Raw genomic sequence first — 17,763 nt, 5'->3', positions numbered from 1 at the left:
TATGCCAACTAGGCGAGCTATCGCCCTAGGCAACATACCCTCCTTGTGCAGGTCGAGGACTCTTTGCCATTCTTCTTCTGTGTGTATTTTTGTCATGCTAGCCTCTAAAGTTGTGTCTAACTTTTGGGGTTCACATCACGAGCGGGCGCTCGCCGCCCCGCAACGCCCCGGCTTGTCATACCGACGTCATGCCAGATGTCATGCTGACGAAGGTCAGCATCGGATTGTTCTTTCCGGAGCCTGTCACCCCGGGCTTGTCCCGGAATCACCTCTCCTTATCAGAACCGCTCTCTATAAGTAAGTTTGCTACAAGAGGCTCTTTGCACACTCACACATTCACTTCGTTCGAGTGTTCGTTTAGCGAAGAGCCTCTCTCCGCAAAGAAACACGAGAGGGGCTATGGAATGGGACTGCTTATTGCAGGAAAATGCAAGAATCGGGTACTGCGAAAGCCTCGTGACTAGTTAGTCCCATCGGCTTTCGCGAACCGCGGGTGTCGTATTAAACTGCAGGAAGATGTTTTTTCCTGCTGTCACCCCGGACTTGTTCCGGGGTCGCCGATTCTTTTCCCGAATACATGCTTTATTCGGCCTGTTTTTCCACCATTACGCAACGGACGGAGAGACCATTTGTTTTTGCCATCTCGTAGGTACTGAAAATTTCTCCAATTTTTGCTGTAGATGAGGCAAAGGCCCCTTCAGCGGGAGCTTCTTCCGCTTCTTCGGTATAAAACCAGCCAGCGGCTTCCCCTATATTTTTGAGTTTACGACCCAGCACATACCCGGCACCGACAAGGGAATAGCCGGTGTAGTTATAGCCACCGAAACCTCTAGCTCGGACATCTTCAATACCATGTTCGGCGTTGTCCGATTTCAGCACTATATAAAAATCATCCTGCGTCAGCAGGCGCCAGCCATCGGGGCAGATTCCCTGATGATTCGGCTGAATCAAATCGGCACAGCTCTCGGTATTGCAGCGGCTCGGCAACTGCATCATCTCGGCCCACTGGTAGAGGCCACCATAACGATCGCAATTTGTAGTATCCCTATCGTAGCAGTAACGCTCGATTAACGTATCGTTTGCCTGATCCAAGGCCCAACCAATCATCTTGCCTATATTGAGGTTTTCCGCCATCACGGTTACGGAATCCACCTCACCAGCCTTGTTCTTCCCTCTAATCGTAAGGTAGTAGTAGCTACGACCATTGCGTTCATCAACAAAGGTCTTGTAATCGCTGCTTTTGATACGAATAGCATCACCCAAATCAGCCTTATGGTCATACGGGACATAGCCGCTGCTACTGGGAACACTTGAACTCGACTGCGGAGTGACGCTCGAAGAAGACTTCACACTGCTGCTGGATTTCGCGCTAGAGCTCGACTGCGGCGTGACACTAGAAGAGGACTTCGCGGAACTGCTAGACGCAACGCTCGAGGAAGACTTCGCACTGCTACTGGACTTCGCACTAGAGCTCGACTGCGGTGTGACGCTCGAAGAGGACTTCGCGGAACTGCTAGACGCGACGCTCGAGGAAGACTTCACACTGCTGCTGGACTTCGCACTAGAACTCGACTTCGCGTTGACTGAAGAAGAAGACTCCTCTTCAATGCTGCTGGACGACTCGTCGTCGCGCGGGGCGAAACTGCTGTCGTCGTCGCCACACGCTGCGAGAAGGAACGCCATCAAAAGAAATGCGAAACTCTTTTTCATCATAGTTCTAATATAGCCTTTTCTATTTCTGTCTGCACATCAGCGCTTCTTTCATGGTATATTCTTCGTGCTTTTTCGTGTTGCCTTTGCGCTTGTAGAATTCCGCGATGTTGTGGATTACGATGCAGTCGGAGGGGTTGACCTTGTGGGCGCGTTCTAGATAAACTATCGCGCTGTCGTTCTGTTGTAGCAAGTGGACGACGCTCATGGCGTTCAGCGCTTCTACGCTGTTGGGGAGGTACTTGAGCATCTGGCGCGCAAGCATTTCGTAGCAGGGGTCGTTTTCTGTCTCGAAGTACTTTCTGGCGGCAATCGTGAATTCTCCTTCTAGGAGCTTGTCGGCATCGGCGATCTTTTGCCCGCCCTTGAGTTCGCACTTGTCTTTGTTTGTCTTTAACAGTTCATGGATTTTCTCGAAATACTTGGTTTGCGCCTTGCAGTTTTCCATTTCACCGTTTAGCTGGACTTGCCCGAGCCAGATGTCGATGCGGTACGGGAACCGTTGGAGTGCGGAATCCAGGATGGCGGAGGCTTCTTGGAGGCTCCCGAGGGAATAGGCGGAGTGTATCGAGTTGCTCGATGCCCGGATTTCTTGTTTTATCACGCCGTTCGCTTTTGTGATCCATTCTTCGGGAGTGTCGGCGAAAGCCTGTGCGAAATACACGGCCAATATGGCGAATAAAATCTTCTTCATACCTGTAATTATAGATTTTTTCTACTTTTCGATACAGGATAGGAGCGTTTGCATGAAGACAAGAACTATCGTAATTACCCTCTTTACAGCACCATTCCTTGTCTTGATGCTGCTGGGCGTCGTGTTTTTCGCTTACGCGTCGTATAAGGATTCGTCCTCGAAGGCCTTTCGCGAAAAGACGGTTTATCCTGCGGAATTCGAGGACTTTCATATTGAAGAAATGGTTGTGCGGGGACCCGATTCGCTTTTCTTGTTCGGTTCGTATGGTATCATAGAGCAACTGCCCGCAGTCCTTGGAACATATGATGGGGGTGCCACCTGGACAAAAAGCGAAATCAGGAACTTGACGTCGTTTGCGAAGTTCTATTCCATGGATGACCATATGATTCTCGAGTCTTACGAAAAGGATGCCGACTTCGATGCGGTTTATGTGTCGGGTGAGGACTATATGACGTGGGATTCCATTGGTAAATATCGGGATTATCGCAAGGTTCGTATTGTTTGCGTGAACGATTCGGTTCCGGATGGGGGACCGAAATGCAAGTTGGAAAATGGGGAAAGGGTGTATGCGGGTGATTTCGTGGAAAGTACTCTTCCGATTTTTGCCCGGAATGACAAAAGCTGGATACTCGGTTCTTCGGGTAACCGGGTGCTCGTTTATCGGATAGAAGACGGGAAGGCTCAATTGCAACACGAAACGAGCTATGGCGGCAAGGATGTTTGGTTGAAGGATTTCTTTGTAAAAGGCGATGTCTTTGCGGCTGTCGTTCGTGAGGGATGGCCTAGTGATAACTTCGCCCTGCTTTATAGTACCGATGGCGGACATACGTGGAAACAGGAGCGCGTGTCCGCGGATGCGAGTGTATACCGTCTTGACATAAGGGACGGGAAAATCTTTTTGGCGTATTACCATGTGGGGCGTAAGTCCGTTTCAATCTTGACCCTGCCTTTAGAATAGGTGAAAATATTTTCTACTTTTTTTGAAAAATAGGACTATTGGAATGAAGATTCTGGTGACAGGTGCAGCGGGTTTTATCGCTTCGAAGATTATGGCGATGCTTTCGGCCCGCGGGGACGAGGTTGTCGGGCTTGACAACATCAACGACTATTACGATGTGCGCCTCAAGTACGGGCGCTTGTGGGAAAACGGTTTCCGCACTGAAAATGGGGGCGTCCTGGCCGACGTTCCCTTCGGTTCCATGCTCGAAAGCGCGACGCTTTCCGGTGCTCGCTTTGTTCGCATGGACCTCGCCGACAAGGAATCCATCGACAAGCTCTTTGCCGCCGAGAAGTTCGACAAGGTGGTGAACCTCGCGGCACAGGCGGGCGTGCGCTACTCTATCACGAACCCGTACGCCTACATGCAGAGCAACATGGTCGGCTTCCTCAACATTCTCGAGGCCTGCCGCCACAACCAGGTGAAGCATTTGCTCTACGCTTCGTCCAGTTCCGTTTATGGACTGAATGCGAAGGTGCCTTACAGCGAAGACGACAAGGTCGACAACCCTGTTAGTTTGTATGCGGCGAGCAAGAAGAGCAACGAGTTGATGGCGCATTCCTATGCGAAACTTTATGGCATCCCGATGACGGGCTTGCGCTACTTTACGGTTTATGGCCCGTGGGGGAGGCCCGACATGAGCCCGATGCTCTTTGCCCGTGCCATCTCGAAGGGTGAACCCATCAAGGTGTTCAACAACGGCGACATGATTCGCGACTTCACCTACATCGACGACATCGCCGAAGGTTCTGTGCATGCGCTTGACCACATGCCGGTCGCCGACAAGTGCCCGAACGGTGTGCCCTACAAGGTGTACAACATCGGGTGCAGTAATCCGGTGAAGCTGATGGACTTTATCGCCGAAATCGAGAACGCTTACGGCGAGCCCGCGAAGAAGGAATTCCTGCCGATGCAGCCGGGCGATGTTTACCAGACGAACGCCGACACCACGAAGCTCGAGGCGGAATGCGGTTACAAGCCCCACTGGAGCCTGCACGACGGCATCGCCGAGTTCATGAAGTGGTACAAGAGCGACAAGAACCCGCTGAGGTAGATATGCGCGGTTCACGGATTTGCATATTGATTGTTGTCGCCGTGAGCCTGCTTTTCGCGGTTGACGCATTCGTGTTGCCGTCCGTGACGCCCGAACTCAAGACGAAGGCTTCGGAATACTACAACAACGAGTGCAAGGGATGCCACCGCTGGGCACGCAAGTTTGCGGCGCCTCCCATGAAGGATAACGTCGCTCAGTATGCGGAAGACCCGCAGGGCCTCGTGCGCTATTTGATGAAGCCCGAGCCCAAGCACCCCGACCAGTGGGACCCGATGGAAATCGCCCCGATGGATTCTGCCGAGGCCAAGATGATGGCTGCATGGCTCCTGTACATCCTGAAACATCCGGATGACGCGACCCGGCCGAAATAAGCCGGAGCGTTATTTCCCGAACAGATCGGAATGCGTCCCCGTATCTACGAGTTCAAGAATTAAAATGTTTTCTTCGATTCTGTAGATTAACATCCAATCGGCTTCTATATGCAGTTCCCTATGACCAACCCAATTACCTACAAGAGGATGGTCTTTATAGGATTCAGGAAGATCTTCCCCTTTGGCAAGGATGTCAACAACATCTTTCAGTTTTTGGGAGTCTTTTCCCCGTTTGGCTAATCGCTTTGAGGCTTTCTTGAAACTGCTTGTCGCCCGAACGGTATACTTGTAAGAAGCTGTCGTCATATGCCTAGCTCGTCCCAAAGTTCCTGTGGCGTTGCGTACGTCTTGGCGTTGGGGTCGTGGGCGAGTTGTTCGCCCTCCTTTATCGCCTCGAGGAGTTCTTTGGACGGGGGTCTGGTGACGGCAAATGGCAGGCCTTGGTGAAGTACTGCCTGCTTCAAGAAAACGGTGAAGGCCTGGGACAGAGTCAACCCCAAGTCGTTGAAGAGTTCGGTAGCCTGAGCCTTGAGCTCTTTATCTATTCGGATATTTGTAACCACGGTACTCATACCTCTAAATATACAACAAAAAGTTCCAAATGTAAAGCAATTGTTGTATTTGTGTTGTAAAATCGGACGCAGCGGCCCTGCGTAGCGAACAGGAGACGCTCCTGTCTACTTATATAGACGGTTTCGCGGGCAAAATATGCCGGAAAATTTTGCTTACATGCGTTTTTTTACAAAAAACCGGAACTTTGCTGCGCTTTAAAAGATGTTAGATTTACATTACAGGGATGAGTCTGTTGAAACGACAAGGCGCATTTTCAGGAGTAACCCCGTTCAAGTGGGCGGGGCTCGTTTTTGCCGTTGTCTTCGCTTTCTTTTTGGCGGATTTTTTGTTTTGTCAGAAGGCTGCTCCGGTGCGCGTGGGCGCGGATACGAGTGGCCCGAATACGATTGCTTTTTTGCATGCGCTCCACGGGGAGAACATCGGGCTCGATTGCAGTCACTGCCATACGGGTGCCACATCCGGGGCGAAGGCGTACTTGCCTGCGAAGGCGGACTGCATGGATTGCCACCGCTTGCCGCTCACTGAAAATCCCGGAATCGAGAAGCTGGATTCGGCGCTCGCCGCCGCTCCGGCATACCCCTGGTGGCACGACTCCGAACTGCCGGAGCACGTGGTGTTCCACCACGGAGTACACGCGGCCGCAGGCGTGCAGTGCGCGGATTGTCACCGTTCGGCCGGCACTGCTGTTCCGGCAAATGCGGGTCGCGGACCTGCGAAAAATAATTCGATGGCCGACGTGTACGGCGGCGACAATTTCACGATGCAGTCGTGCCTTGCCTGCCACAGGGGCGAGACCGCAAGTTCAAAGAATTTCAAACGGGCGGCCACGTACTGCGCCGCGTGCCACAGGTAGTTTATGGATAGGCGCGAGTTCCTGAAGCTTTTCTCGGTGACGGTGGCGGGCTTTGCCCTTTTCGGCTGCCGCGAAGGCTTGTTTGGCCCTTCAGTCAAGGCTGCGAAGAAAACTCCGGCGTTCGCCGATTTCGAGAACGAGGTCCGTCTCGCGCTTTCGAAGATGAAGCCCGCGATGGAGCTCGTGCGCGTCCCGATGCCCTCGGCGCTCAAGACTCCTGGCGCCTCTACGGAGAATCGCTTCGGCATGGCGATTGATTTGGATGCCTGCGACGGCTGCGGCAAGTGCGTGCTCGCCTGCATCCAGGAGAACAACATTCCGCTTTCGGGCCGGGCGCAGGCTGCCCGCGGGCAGTTCATGCACTGGATCGAGATGTGCGGCGGTGTTCCCGCGATGTGCTTCCACTGCGGAGATGCTCCCTGCGAGAAGGTCTGCCCGACGGGGGCCGCGAACCACACGCCCGACGGAATCTCCGCCATGATGTACAAGCGCTGTACCGGGAGCCGCTTCTGCGGGGCGAACTGCCCTGTGGGTGCCCGCAAGTTCAATTTCGATGATCCGGTCGATTCGGGCCGTTCGCTCCAGTTCAACAGCGACGTTCCTGTCCGCACGAAGGGCGTGATGGAAAAATGTTCGCTGTGCCTGCAGCGCTTGCAGGATGACCGCCACGATTTCAAGGCGCTCCATCCCGGCGAGCATTGGCGTGGTCGCGATGTGACGACTGCTTGTGCCGTCGCCTGCCCGAAGAACGCTATCATATTCGGCAACTGGCTCGATGAAAAGTCCCCGATGGTGCTTGCCGCGAAAGACCGCGTGCTCTATGCCCCAAAGGCGGTTGCTTCGCTGGATCCGTCCATAGTCTACATGGGGGAGCGCCGTTGATTTTCAGGATTCTCCTATATGCGGGGCTTGCGCTCCTGTTGCCCGGGCTCTGTGCGCTCGGCTACAGCCTGTGGGAAGGCCCTGCCGCCTGGACGACGGATGCGCGTACCTTCTGGGGCGTGCCTGTAAGCCTGTTCGTCTTCTGGATAGGCATCGCGCATGCTGGGACCCTCATTTCGGCAATCCTCCTGGCGCTCGGCGTGCGGCTAGACCGGCGCACGTCGCTCCTTGCGGAACTCACGACGCTGTGTGCGCTCGTGGTCGCGGCGATTTTCCCGCTCATGCATCTCGGTGTGGTGGAGAACTTCTACATGGTCATTCCCTTCGCGGATGCGCGGGGGAGTTTTGCGAACCTTCGTTCCCCGTTGGTGTGGGACTTCTGCTGCATCGCCGTCTATGCGCTGCTTTCGCTGGTCTACTTCTCCATACACTTGTTCTCGGAACGTTTCCAGGTGCTCGAGGACTTGCGCCGCCCGATGGCGTGGCTCCTGTTCCCGCTTGTGCTCTGGGTGCATACGGTGGTGAGCCTCGATTTTGCGGTGACGTTCGTGCCGCAGTGGCAGGGGGCGTTCTTCCCGTTGTACTTCATCGCGGGCGCCATATATTCGGGCCTTGCGATGGTGAACATGCTCCTTGTGGCGGAAGGCTGCCGCGTGCGATTGCTCGAAAAGCTCATGATGGCCTTCTCGTTCCTGATGTTCCTGTTCTGGGGCTGGATCTTCGCGTTGAAGGGGGAATGGAACTTCTCCGTATTCGCATTCGGCGCGCTTCTCCCGCAGCTCTGGTGGATATCGCCTGTGCGCGAAAGTCCGCTCGGGCGTCTCGCCGTGTCGTTCTCCGTGCTGTTCGGGCTCTGGCTTGAACGCTTCTTCCTTGTGTCCCCGTCCGTCGGGAGTTTCGGGAAAATCGATGCAGGTCTTGTCGCCTTCTCCGTCGGGTTGTTCACGACATTGCTCGTGCTTCTGCGCATAAAGCTCCGCAAGCCCATCGAAGGCAACGAACTTTTGTTCGGCGAACTGGATGAAAAGTCTGCTCCTGTCGTGGAACACCACACGGAACCCTTGACGAGCCGGGAGTTTATCGTGCTGCGCTTCCCTCTTTTGGTGGGCGTGCTCGTGGCGCTTGTCTACACGCTCTGGGCCGTGTCCCGGCCTGCGTTCGATACGGTCTCTGTCGTTTTGCCGAATGTGGCTCCGCTCTTCTACCCGATTGTGGCGCTCGTGGCGGCTGTCGTCTTGTGCGTGCGCCCGTTCTGGAAAATAGCGACGGATAAGAGTGCTGCGGACTTGGTCTCGAATTCGAAGACGCATTCGCTGGCGTGGAAAATTGTTGCCGTGTTCTCTTTTGCCGCTGTCGGGTTCCTTGCGGGGATGTTCTATGCCGGCGGTGCATCGGAAAATGCAATTCGGCAATCGTCGGCCGATATCCCGTCCGAAGTGATTACTGATGCGACAGTTCCCGATTCGCTCCATGCCCGCGCGGTATGGAATGCGCGCTGCAGCGGTTGCCACGGGACTGACGGCAAGTTCAATGAAAAATTCATACGCGAATTCTATCCGGTACCGCAAAAGTTGATTGCGGCTCGGCTCGATTCCCTCGGCGAGGATTCGCTTGTGCATGTGATTTTGAATGGACGTGCGAACATGAATCCGTACGAAGGCCGCCTGACGGAATCGGAAGCCCGCGCCCTCGTGCGGTACATGCGCTCGCTTGCCCCGGCGGACACAATGGAGGTTGCCCCATGACTCCGTTGATGAATGCTGTCGCATGCCTCCTTGCGCTCGCCTTGGCGCAGTTCTTCTGGCGTCGCCCCATAAGGTTGTTCAAGGAAGCCTTTGTCATCGTGGGCTCGCTCCTGCTGTTTGGCGCCTATACATTCTTGGCGGGCGATATGCGCGATCCGGCGATGGAATCGTACCCGTTGCGAATGATTTCGCTTGCGCTGTGCGTCTCGACTACGGCGCTCCCGAACAAGCGTCGTCGCTTCTTGATTATGGCGCAGGTGATGTGGCTGTGGGTTGAATTGTTCGGCGGGATATCGTTGTACTACCGGGGATTCGACATGCCGTGGACGCGCATCATCGCTCTATGCGTTTCGGTATTTGGCTCCACGTTCCTTTCGAAAATTTCGCAGGGCATGGAATTCGCCCTGATGGCTTATTGGATTGCCGTCTGGGTGTTCTTCTGAGATAGGATAGATGCGGGCGTGACTACGGGTCGAGCAGATCGCCGCGCAGTATTTCGATTCGGTCGCCGATGAGGCTGATGATATTCGTCGGGTTGATTTCGATGGGACCGCAGTCTACCATCATTTCGACGGAGTGCTCAAAGGTTTTCCAGATTTCGTCGGGCTCGTAGATATCTTCTTCAGAAAGCTTCGCCGCCGTGCTCAGGATGGGCTTGTCGAAGTGCTGGAAGAGTTCCTTGAAAAACGGATGCGTAGGCATGCGCACGCCGATTTCGGGGCGCTTGACGTCGAGCCGGCGGGCGATGTGCGGATCGGCGGGCAAGATAAACGTGTAGGGCCCGGGCACGCGGGGCTTCATGATGTTGAAGGCGAAGTTGTCGATGCGGGCGTAGTCGGTCGCCGAGCGGATGTCGGGGATGATGAGCGCCATGAAGAACTTCTTCATGGGCTTCTTGAGGGCGTAAAGCTTGTGGATGGCCTTCGGGGATTCGGCGTTGCAGCCGATGGCGTAGCCGGACTCGGTAGGGTAGAGTACGAGGCCGTCGTCTTCGAGGGCGGCTGCGGCGAGTTTCACGATTCTCGCCTGCGGATTATCGGGATGGACTTCAAAACGCATGGCGATAATATAACAAAGGCTCGCACATGCGGCTTCCGGGGCTTTACGGATTGCCTGCCGCTAGCACTGCGGGACTACCTGCGTGCCTTCGAAGGCGTTCTTGATGTGGCTGAATTGCAGCGGTTTCTGGTAAACGCGCGCCGAAAGCACGTCGAAACGGCAGGGCTGGTCGAACCCTTTCGGGGCGAATTCGCTTTTCGTGTGCAAAAAATGGCAGGCGGTTTTCCAAATCTTCTTCTGCTTCGCTACGTTCACGCGCGCCGCCGGGTTCCCCTGCTGGTTGTTCCATACGGACTTCACTTCCACGAAGACGATGGTTTCGCCTTCCTTCGCCACGATGTCGAGCTCGCCTCCCTGGTAGGCGTAGTTGCGCTCTAGAATCTCGTAGCCGAGCCTGCGCAGGTATGCCGCCGCCTGCGATTCGATGAAGTTGCCCTTGGGCCGGTTCGAGGCCTTGCGGCCTCCGTTTCGCCAGTTTTCAAATTTGCGAATCATTTGCAAATTGCCGTATTCCCTTTTTATCATTTTTTCCTCTCTTGATAAAAAAAAGAACACGCGAAAATCGCATGTTCCAATAAGGTCGCCCCGCATGCGGGACTATGTCAAAAATTTTAGTGGACTTGCATTCCGAGCATCCTTATCTCGGAAATCGCGAAATCCTTGTTGTCGGCTTCGTAGACTTCGTCGAGGTAGACCTTGATTTCGCTCGTTTCCATGGCCTGGATTTTCGGGTACTGCATGCCCTTGATGTTTTCGAGCAACACCTTTTGCTTGAATCCTTCTTTAGTTTCCAGCGTGAGCGACTTGGGCTTCTTGAAGATGCGGAAGCGGTCACCGAACGGGTCGTCGACGGATTTCTGGTAACCGACGGCGAAACCGATGTGCGTGATGAGCGTTATGTTGTCGAAAAAGATCGTGAGCACGGGGTTCTGCGGCTTTGCGGGCATCGCGGTGAGCCATGCGGTTTTGAGGTCGCCGTCTGTGAGGTTGTCGAGCGAGTATCCACCCGAAACGTCCGCCTCTATGGCGGTCTGCTCGAAGTTGCCGATGGCGTCGTCCCACTCGAGTTGCTGCAGCATGTTTTCGGGCTTGTACGTGAGCATCAGGAGCACAAGCAGCAGAATGATGAGCGGGAACAGCGATATGGCGAGCGCGGTAAGGCGCCTGCGGATGACGCGCACGTGCGAGGGGAGCTTCGTGGCGGCTTCGGCTATGGAAGTGGTGCCGTGACGCAACAGGGATTGCTTCTTGCCGATTTTCATGTTCCCGTGCGTTTCTTTTTGCGGGAACACCTGGTCGCATTCGTCGAGGAATTCCTGCATGTCGTGGAATCGCTCGTTCAGTTTTTTCTTGAGACACTTGAGGATGAGTTCCGAAAGTCCCGGCGGCATGTCGGGGCGGAACTGCCTGGGATCCGGAGGCGGTTCCTGCACGTGCTTGAGCGCAATTTCGACGGGGCGGTTTCCCTGGAAGGGGAGGCGGCCGCAAGTCATTTCGTAAAGGATGACGCCCATGCTGTAAATGTCGGACTGGAGCGTCACTTCGTCGCCGTGGCACTGTTCAGGGCTCATGTATTCGGGCGTTCCCATCGTCATGCCCGTCTTGGTGAGCCTGTCTTTTTCCATCTCCTGGATGTACGAAATGCCGAAGTCCATCACGTAGACGCGGTTGTCGCGCGTGAGCATGATGTTCGAGGGTTTCACGTCGCGGTGGACGATTCCCTTGCTGTGGGCGTAAAGGAGGCCGCGTGCAATCTGGCGGACAATCAGTTCGATAGCGTCGAAGGGAAGCTTGCTCTGCTTCTGGAGAACGTCGGAGAGCGAGTAGCCCTGCACATACGTCATCGCGATAAAGAGCTGGTTGTCTTGCTTTCCAAAGTCGAAAACATGCACGATGTTCTGGTGGTCCAGTTCCTTCATGGCCTGGGCTTCCAGGTAGAATCTCTGGATGGCTTCGCCGTCAGCGGAGGCGTCCAAGATCTTGAATGCTACTACGCGCTTGAGCTTTTTGTCGAGAGCCTTGTAGACTAGCCCCATTCCCCCCTTGCCGAGAGTTCCGATCAGGTCGTAGTTGTCGTTGAATGGACGGGGAAAATGCTGTACGTCGTTTACGGTCATTTTGCTTTTTTCGAACTGTGGAGAATGATTGCGGTAATTATACAAAATATAAGGGATAGCGATAGCGCGGAAATGGCGTTCCGTATGTTATCGGGGCGTTCCAGGAAGATGTTCAGCAGCGAACTCTGGTTGTAGCGCGACCAGACGATGGTCGAAAGCCATTTGCCGATATGCTGCATCTGGTCGAAGGGGACGAGCGCTCCAGCGAGTGCCACCTGCGGGATGATGAGGAGCGGGAGGAATGCGTTCGCCTGGCCGGAATTCTTGGAGAGGGAACTGACGAGCAGGCCCATCGCCACCGCGGGTGCTACCGTGCATGCGAACGTGGCCGCAAGCAGTGCCGGCGAAGGATGGACGGGAATGCGGAATGCCACGAAGGCGTATACGATTGCGGTCTGGAGGAACGCCGCCAGCGTGGGGAGCAGGAATTTCCCGAAGTAGTAGGGAATGACCTTCTGCCCCTTGCGCAGTTCCCCGCGCACGATGTCTTTTTCCTGCACGATTTCGCGGATGGAAAGCGAGAGCGCGAACCAGTTGGCGCAAAGGATAATCGCGAAAGAGACGGTCCACAGCGAAGACGTCGCGGAGAATATCTGCGAGAAGAGGAACCCGATGATGAATGGCTGCAGAAGGAGCGCCGCAGTCTTTCCCTTGTCGCGGAGCCACTGCTTGAGCGTTAGCTTCATGCCGTAGAGGAGCGATTCGCTGTTCTTGCGGCTCGTAAAGTAAATGTGGTTGCAGTTGTCCTTGACGGTGTCGCGGCTCGCGATGCCCGATTCCTTCCAGGCCGAAGAGGCGTCGTGCCCGAGGTTGGAGAGGATTGTCTCGGGATCGTTCGTCTTGAAATACTGGTAGGCGGCCTGCGGCGTCCCGTAGAAACCCTGTTCGCCCCGGTGCAGCACGAGTACCTTGTTCGCGATGTGGAGCGCCTCGTAACTGTGCGTGGTGAGGATTATCGTATGCCCGAGGAAGGCGAGCTGTTTCAAGTGCGAGCAGAGGATGCGCGAATTGAACGGGTCTAGGCCCGAGAGCGGCTCGTCGAGGATGATGAGGCCCGGGTTGCCCATGAGTTCTGCGGCGAGGGCGACGCGGCGGTGTTCGCCGCCGCTGAGCGTCTTGATGCGGTTCTTGCGGCGGTCGCTGAGCCCGAAGAGTTCGCAGAACTTCTCGAGCCTTCCTTCGGCGTTCTTGTGGAAGTCGTGCGAATCCATCGCGATTCTTGCGCCGTGACGGAGCGTCTCGTCTACGGTAAGGTCACCGCGCAGAGGCGGATCTTGCGCGAGTATGGCGATGTGTTCGCGGATTTTTTTGCAGCGGTAGTCGACACCGCCGATATGCACTTCGCTCTGTTCGCCCTTGCGGTAGATTCCTTCGAAAAGTTTCAGGAGGCTGGATTTTCCTTGCCCGGAGCGCCCGATGATGGCGAGGATTTCGCCTGCGGGCAGGTCGAAGTCGATGCCCGAAAGGAGTTGCTTTTTTCCGGTGAATACGTCCAGGTTGCGCACGTGGATGTCGAAGCCTACGGATGCCTTGCGGAGCAGCAGCGCTCCATCCTTCGCGGTGATTTCCGTCTGGTCGTAACGGGTGGTTTCGTTTTCGCCGAGGACGATCTTCTTGTAGCGCTTGCCTTTCTCGTCGGTTACGGCATGGCGGAACTGGATTTCGGCTCCGTTTTCGTACGCCCGGAACTGAATTTCGTTTTTCGATCCCTCGTCGTCAATCTCGCGCGTTGCGGGCGTGTCTTCGAGTTCGATTCTTTCCACTTCGTCGTTTGCATCGAACAGCAGCAGCGATAGTTCCCCGTCCTTCAGGTTGGCGCGCATCTGCTTCACGCCGATTCCGATGATGTCGCCGTCGTGGATTTCCGATTCGGTGACCTGGACGTCGTTCAGGAGCGTAAAGCTGTTCGTGGTGAGGCTGCGGATATGCCATTCGCAGCCAGATGCGGTTTCCTTGCATTCGATGATGGCATGTTCTCTCGAAACGAAGCGCTCGGGGAAGTGGAGATCGCTCCCTTCCTTTCGCCCTATGGTGAAGGGCTTTTGCTTGTTCGGCTTGACGATGCGGAACATGGCATTTACTCGCGGAGGGATTTTACTCCGCGCTCAAAACGTTCACAGGCCTTGGCTAGCGATTCGTCGCTTGCCGCATAGGAGAATCGGACGCACGTGTCGTCGCCGAAGGCTGCGCCCGGGACGATGGCGAGCCCTTCGCTTTCGAGCAGGTACTTGCAGAAATCGATGGAGCCTCCGATCTTGTTGCCGTCGGGCGTTTTTTTGCCGTAGAGCTTCGCGATGGGGAGGAACAGGTAGAACGCCCCTGCGGGTGCCTTGACACTTTCGCCGAGAATGGCGGTCATGCGTTCCACCATGAAGTCGCGGCGCCTCTTGAAGGTGGCGCACATCTTGTCGGCTTCGGTTTTGCCCATTTGGAGTGCGGCAAGGGCGGCGTATTGCGCCACGTTGCTCGGGTGGTGTGTCGCCTGGCCCTGGATTTTCCCGATGATCTTTGCAATCGGCGCCGGTGCGGCGTCGTAGCCGATGCGCCATCCGGTCATGCAGTACGATTTGGAGAATCCGTTCACGACAATCGTGCGTTCGGCCATCCCGTCGAATGCGGCTGCGCTGTAGAAGGTGTCGTTGTAGACAAAGTATTCGTACACCTCGTCCGAGATGCAGTAAATGTCGTTCTTTACGATGACCTTCGCGAGGCTTTCGAGTTCCTCGCGCGTGTACACGGAACCGGTCGGGTTGCACGGGTTGTTCAGGAGAATCGCCTTCGTCTTTTCGGTGACGGCATCCTGCAACTGCGCCGCGGTAATCTTGAAATCGTTTTCGACGCCCGCCTGCACGAACACCGGGGTGCCTCCGAGCCATTTCACGAGTTCGGGGTAGGTGACCCAGTAGGGCGCGGGGATGATGACTTCGTCGCCCGGGTTCACTAGCGCTGCGAGCGCATTGAATACGGCATGCTTCGCGCCGCTTGTCATGATGATCTGTTCGGGTGCGTAGTCCAGGCCGTTTTCACGCTTGAGCTTGCTGCAGACTTCCTTGCGCACGTCCAGAATGCCCACGGGCGCGGTGTAGCGCGTTTTTCCGGCACGGATGGCTTCGCAGGCTGCGTCCTGGATAGGCGTTGGGGTCGGAAAATCCGGTTCGCCGGCCCCGAGGCTCACGACGTCCTTGCCGTCGGCAATCATCTGTTTTGCGAGCGTGTCGATGGCTACGGTGAGCGATGCTGCGATATTTTCGGTTCTTGTAGAGAGTGCGCGTGTCATTTTGATTTTCTTAAAGCCTTTTTGATTCTGTAGTGGTCAAGCGCGCCCGCGATTAGCGGGTATATGGTGAACTGCGCCATGAAAATGCATATCAGCCCGAGCAGCAAGACCTGCCCGATGCTCCGGAGGCCGGGATGCGAAGAAATCATGAGACCGTAGCAGGCGATGAGCGAGGCCATCTGGCTTACGGCGATGCCCGAGAACTTCTTCTGCATTACGGTGAGGGCCGTGCCGCCCTGCTTGTTGTAGAAAGCGGTCCATAGCTGCAGTGAGCCGTCGACGCTTGCGCCTATGATGATGGGGAAGGCGAGAGAGCTGTACACGGAAAGTTCGATGCCGAAAAGCCTCATCAGAATGAGAAGCCAGCTGATGGCGAATATGGATGGCAACAGCGTGAATATGGCGCGAGATAGCCTGTTGTAGTAAATCAGGAGCATCAGGCACACCAGGAAACTTCCTGCTGCGATGGTCTTGTCGAGGTTCTGCAAAATCATGTCGAGTACGGTCGCCCGTATCACCGGAAGTCCGGTGGCTCGGATTTCGTCGTCCTGGATGCCCTGCAATTTTTCGATATCCCTGTTGAGGCGCCTGCACGCAAGACCGTCATTGGGGTCTATGTTGTGGAAAATGAACGCGAATACGCCGTTGTTGCCCCTCTTGTCGCGGAACTTGTTCAAAACGTTTTTCGGCTGGTCGTGCACGTCCAGGTTCCGGCGGGCGAGCGATTCCTTGATGAGCGCGAAGCTCTTGTTTTCTCTCGAATCCATTTTCGAGAGGAAACTGCCCGTGAGCATGCCCTGCAGGGAGTCGAGTTTCGCCTTACGCGATTCGCTCATGTTCGGGCTGAACTGCGCGAGCGTGTACAGGTGGCTGATGGTCGGGATGGCGCCCTTCTTCTTCAGGGTGAGGAAGTTCCGGTACAGTTCCTTGCCGGCTTCCTCGTTCGCAAATTCGACGATGATGGGGTCGTATTCGGGGAACCCGGTCTGCGCGAGCAGCGAGTCCGCGATGGAAGGCGGCTTCTGGATTTCGGTTTTCTTGAAGTCGTAGAAGAACCTGAGGTTCGAACTCCCGTATATGAGGCTCGCGAGGCTTGCGACGGAGATGATTACGATGAGGACGATGTTCAGGACGCGGGGCAAAAGCTGGATGGTGTATTCGCGGTTGATGCGGAAGTCATTTACGGTGAACGGCTGCTTCCTCTGGAATACGCGCAGCAGTGCGGTGGTGACGAGGATGGTGACGAACCAGTTCAGCAGGGTGCCGAGGGTGCCGAGTACGGCGAGTTCCTGCAGGCCGGGCAGGGGCACGAAGACCAGGCACGCAAAGAGCCCCGCCATGATGCAGGAGTACGCGCATGTGGAAGGCCCGATTCCGAGCACGGCGCTCTCGATACAGAGTTGCGGGGTGAGGTTCCTGGCACGTTCCAGGAAGTACCGCTTGAGCACGTGGCTTACGACCTGGCAGGCCTGCCCCGGGAGAACAAGCGCGAGCAGGAGCGTGAAGAGGTTTATGCGCCCGTAGAGGAGCGAAGCGAGCGCGAGCGTGTAGAGTATGGGGAGCCCGGTTGCGATGGAGGAAATGAAAATCAGCTGGGGCTGCCTGTAGAAATTGATGATGTACAGGAGCAGGATGAGGAGCGCGGTGAGCTTGCCGGCGAACTTCGCTTCGGGGAGCATCGTATTCCCCTGGCGTATGGTGTCGTACACCTTGCCGGTGTAGTAGACGTCGATTTCTTTCCCGTTATTGATTTCGGCGAGGTATTCGCTTGTTGCCGAGAGGAGGGCCCTGCTGGTATAAAGGTCGGAATGCGAATGCGTCGGGTAGATGTCCACCACGCGAATCGTCCCTTCTTTGTTCGAGAAGCGCGTCGCCATCAGGCCGAAGTACTTGTCCTGCAGTTTGTCGAGGTCGGCCTGCGCCTTGCCTGCGGGCAGGGCCGGGACGGTATCTTCGTTTACCAGGTCGATGAGGAACGGGTTGCTTTTCGCGAGCGCGGTACGCTTGAGCGTCGATACCCTGTCGATGATGGTGTCGAGGTCGCTTTCGTCGATGTAGAGCAGGGAATTGCGCGTGTAGAATTCAGCGTCGGTCTCGAAGTCGACGAAATGGACGAGCGTATCTTTTTGCAGGTGCTCGGCGAGCGTCTTCGCGGTGTTGTAGTTTAACAGGCTGTCATCGGAACGGAGGATGACGGTAAGGCTGCCGAGCCCGCCGAAATCCTTTCCGATTTTCTTGTAGTCGCTGTTTTCCTGATTGGAGAACGAGAGCGTGTCTTGTAGCTGGATGTCCCAGCGCAGGTGGCTGATCGGGAAAATGCTCAGCACGGCAAGAATCGCACTTAGCGCGAGAACCGAGAACGGTAGACGCGTTAGCCTCCTGACGATTTTGCTGACAAGTGAGAACATCAGTTACAATATAACTAATCGTT

Annotated in this window: 17 protein-coding genes; 7 read left to right on the top strand and 10 right to left on the bottom strand. The window is 55.6% G+C overall.

Annotated features, from left to right (window positions below):
* Positions 1-582 precede the first annotated feature (582 nt).
* Complete coding sequence (locus IK012_RS11205; RefSeq protein WP_290954496.1) at positions 583-1,713, bottom strand: FISUMP domain-containing protein; 1,131 nt, start codon at positions 1,711-1,713, stop codon at positions 583-585.
* A 19-nt stretch (positions 1,714-1,732) separates the two neighbouring features.
* Positions 1,733-2,404 (bottom strand): hypothetical protein, encoded by a 672-nt coding sequence (locus tag IK012_RS11200; protein ID WP_290954491.1) that lies wholly within the window; start codon positions 2,402-2,404, stop codon positions 1,733-1,735.
* 52 nt (positions 2,405-2,456) lie between these two features.
* Here IK012_RS11200 and IK012_RS11195 point away from each other — a divergent pair, with 52 nt between their 5' ends.
* From IK012_RS11195 to IK012_RS11185, 3 genes are read left to right on the top strand one after another with little or no spacing between them, the layout of a single operon-like run.
* A complete protein-coding gene (locus tag IK012_RS11195) occupies positions 2,457-3,362 on the top strand; it encodes a hypothetical protein (RefSeq protein WP_290954489.1) in 906 nt (301 codons plus the stop codon).
* Positions 3,363-3,405: 43 nt separating this feature from the next.
* On the top strand, positions 3,406-4,455 hold the full coding sequence (locus IK012_RS11190) for an NAD-dependent epimerase (RefSeq protein WP_367273790.1): 1,050 nt from the start codon (positions 3,406-3,408) through the stop codon (positions 4,453-4,455).
* Positions 4,456-4,457: 2 nt separating this feature from the next.
* A complete protein-coding gene (locus IK012_RS11185; protein ID WP_290954480.1) occupies positions 4,458-4,826 on the top strand; it encodes a c-type cytochrome in 369 nt (122 codons plus the stop codon).
* Between the two features lie 9 nt (positions 4,827-4,835).
* On the opposite strand, the gene IK012_RS11180 is transcribed toward IK012_RS11185, so the two are convergent.
* Both IK012_RS11180 and IK012_RS11175 read right to left on the bottom strand, forming a co-directional pair.
* A complete protein-coding gene (locus IK012_RS11180; RefSeq protein WP_290954476.1) occupies positions 4,836-5,132 on the bottom strand; it encodes a type II toxin-antitoxin system YafQ family toxin in 297 nt (98 codons plus the stop codon).
* Positions 5,129-5,398 (bottom strand): type II toxin-antitoxin system RelB/DinJ family antitoxin, encoded by a 270-nt coding sequence (locus IK012_RS11175; protein WP_290954468.1) that lies wholly within the window; start codon positions 5,396-5,398, stop codon positions 5,129-5,131. Before IK012_RS11175 ends, IK012_RS11180 begins: the two co-directional genes overlap by 4 nt.
* A 326-nt stretch (positions 5,399-5,724) precedes the next feature.
* On the opposite strand from IK012_RS11175, the gene IK012_RS11170 reads away from it, so the two are divergent.
* From IK012_RS11170 to IK012_RS11155, 4 genes are read left to right on the top strand one after another with little or no spacing between them, the layout of a single operon-like run.
* Positions 5,725-6,252 (top strand): cytochrome c3 family protein, encoded by a 528-nt coding sequence (locus IK012_RS11170; RefSeq protein WP_290954465.1) that lies wholly within the window; start codon positions 5,725-5,727, stop codon positions 6,250-6,252.
* A 3-nt stretch (positions 6,253-6,255) separates the two neighbouring features.
* Positions 6,256-7,134, top strand: coding sequence for a 4Fe-4S dicluster domain-containing protein (locus tag IK012_RS11165; RefSeq protein WP_290954462.1), 879 nt, complete (start codon positions 6,256-6,258; stop codon positions 7,132-7,134).
* Positions 7,131-8,879, top strand: coding sequence for a c-type cytochrome (locus tag IK012_RS11160; protein WP_290954460.1), 1,749 nt, complete (start codon positions 7,131-7,133; stop codon positions 8,877-8,879). Before IK012_RS11165 ends, IK012_RS11160 begins: the two co-directional genes overlap by 4 nt.
* The gene (locus tag IK012_RS11155; RefSeq protein WP_290954457.1) at positions 8,876-9,322 is read left to right on the top strand and encodes a hypothetical protein; all 447 of its coding nucleotides are present in this window, start codon (positions 8,876-8,878) and stop codon (positions 9,320-9,322) included. Before IK012_RS11160 ends, IK012_RS11155 begins: the two co-directional genes overlap by 4 nt.
* A gap of 22 nt (positions 9,323-9,344) precedes the next feature.
* Here the strand turns inward: IK012_RS11155 and IK012_RS11150 are convergent, their stop codons facing one another.
* From IK012_RS11150 to IK012_RS11125, 6 genes are all read right to left on the bottom strand, one after another.
* Entirely contained in the window at positions 9,345-9,938 is a 594-nt protein-coding gene (locus tag IK012_RS11150; protein WP_290954454.1) for an L-threonylcarbamoyladenylate synthase, read from the bottom strand.
* A gap of 60 nt (positions 9,939-9,998) precedes the next feature.
* Positions 9,999-10,433: a YraN family protein gene (locus tag IK012_RS11145; RefSeq protein ID WP_173378842.1), complete on the bottom strand. Its 435-nt coding sequence runs from the start codon at positions 10,431-10,433 to the stop codon at positions 9,999-10,001.
* 116 nt (positions 10,434-10,549) lie between these two features.
* Positions 10,550-12,055 carry a serine/threonine-protein kinase gene (locus tag IK012_RS11140; protein ID WP_290954450.1) on the bottom strand — a complete coding sequence of 502 codons (1,506 nt, stop codon included), beginning with the start codon at positions 12,053-12,055 and terminating at the stop codon, positions 10,550-10,552.
* The gene (locus IK012_RS11135) at positions 12,052-14,127 is read right to left on the bottom strand and encodes an ATP-binding cassette domain-containing protein (protein ID WP_290954448.1); all 2,076 of its coding nucleotides are present in this window, start codon (positions 14,125-14,127) and stop codon (positions 12,052-12,054) included. Before IK012_RS11135 ends, IK012_RS11140 begins: the two co-directional genes overlap by 4 nt.
* Positions 14,128-14,132: 5 nt before the next feature.
* Positions 14,133-15,332: a pyridoxal phosphate-dependent aminotransferase gene (locus IK012_RS11130; RefSeq protein WP_290954445.1), complete on the bottom strand. Its 1,200-nt coding sequence runs from the start codon at positions 15,330-15,332 to the stop codon at positions 14,133-14,135.
* Positions 15,329-17,740, bottom strand: coding sequence for an MMPL family transporter (locus IK012_RS11125; protein ID WP_290954442.1), 2,412 nt, complete (start codon positions 17,738-17,740; stop codon positions 15,329-15,331). Before IK012_RS11125 ends, IK012_RS11130 begins: the two co-directional genes overlap by 4 nt.
* Positions 17,741-17,763 lie beyond the last annotated feature (23 nt).

The sequence above is a fragment of the Fibrobacter sp. genome (assembly GCF_017551775.1).
In the GTDB taxonomy this organism is placed as follows: Bacteria; Fibrobacterota; Fibrobacteria; order Fibrobacterales; family Fibrobacteraceae; genus Fibrobacter.
Note: the sequence above shows the minus strand (reverse complement) of the source record. Positions and strands in the feature narration are given on the sequence as shown.